Genomic DNA, 1276 nt, shown 5'->3' with positions numbered 1-1276 from the left:
TTGTACGTTTCCATGCCTCGAAACGAGATGTCGAACGACTATATGCCTGTAATCGCGAATCTGCCCAGGTGTGGAATATGTGTTTAGAGCTCGCAAAGAACCACTATTCGGAGCATCGGAAATGGATTTCGCAGTCAGAGCTTCAGAAGCAAACCAAACGCCAATTCCACTTGCATAGTCAATCCATCCAGGCCGTTTGTCATAAGTATTTGTTCGCACGAGAGGCTGCCCACCAAGCGATACGAAAGGGAATTAAATCTGCGAAATATCCCTATAAGATCAAAAAGCACTACAATACGAAATGGGTCAAAGACGGGTTCAAGGTGTTCGATAACGGCAAGATTGAACTGTCGATGGGGATTCATCAAGGGAAGAGAGAGAAGCCGATTGTGGTCCATGTGGCGTCTCTTCCGGCAGGTCAGATCAAAGAAATAGAACTCGGCTATGATCACGGCCTATACCTCGCCATCTCCTACGAAGATGGGAGGGAGAACAAGAACTATCGGAAACAACATGCCGTCGGGGTAGACCCCGGTGAAATTCATACGCTTGCCGCCTTTCGTGAGGACGGAGAGAGTCTGATCATCACGGGCAGGAAAGTACGTTCGATCCATCGATTTCGCAATAAGAAGCTGGCGGAAATTCAACGGCTGCAGTGCAAATGCAAGAAAGGCTCGCGGCAATGGAAGAAATATCAGCGAGCGAAACAATACATACGATCCAAGTCGGAGCGGCAGTTGAGAGATGCCCTGCACAAGACGACAAAGCAATTTGTGGATTGGTGTGTACAGCAGTCGGTATCGGATGTTCATCTTGGCGATATCGAAGGCGTGCAGCGGAATACGCGTAAGAACAAACGCGTGAGCCGAAAGCAAGCGCAGAAGCTATCAAATTGGTCCATGGGCAAGGTGAAGCAGTATTTGACGTATAAATTGGAACGAGAAGGGATCGCACTCCATCTCGTCGATGAAACGTATACAAGTCAGACATGTCCTGTCTGCAGGAAGCGCAATAAACGAACATCCAGGAACTATCGCTGTGCGTGCGGGTATAGAGAGCATCGGGATCTGCACGGGGCCAGGAATATCCTCAGCAAAGCGTTATTCAGCGAGTTCGTGCATTTTGATGTAGAAAGCAAGATGAAGTATCTACGGATTGCTTAGGCAAGAAGTAGTAGACGGGCTGTTCCGCCCCCGATGTCTACAAGAGACATCGGTTGCTTACTAAGACAACTTCACAGATACCCCGTACTTGGATATGGAGTAGATGGGGCAAA

1 protein-coding gene is annotated in these 1276 nt (G+C 48.5%); it reads left to right on the top strand.

From position 1 onward, the window contains the following. Positions 1 to 1163 (top strand): RNA-guided endonuclease InsQ/TnpB family protein (locus ACTHRH_RS25650; RefSeq protein ID WP_440418283.1); only part of this gene is annotated, 1163 nt, incomplete at its 5' end. Positions 1164 to 1276: the final 113 nt, after the last annotated feature.

Source organism: Paenibacillus sp. SAFN-117, assembly GCF_051966115.1.
Classification (GTDB): domain Bacteria; phylum Bacillota; class Bacilli; order Paenibacillales; family NBRC-103111; genus Paenibacillus_L; species Paenibacillus_L residui.
This window is presented reverse-complemented; position numbering and strand designations above follow the sequence as displayed.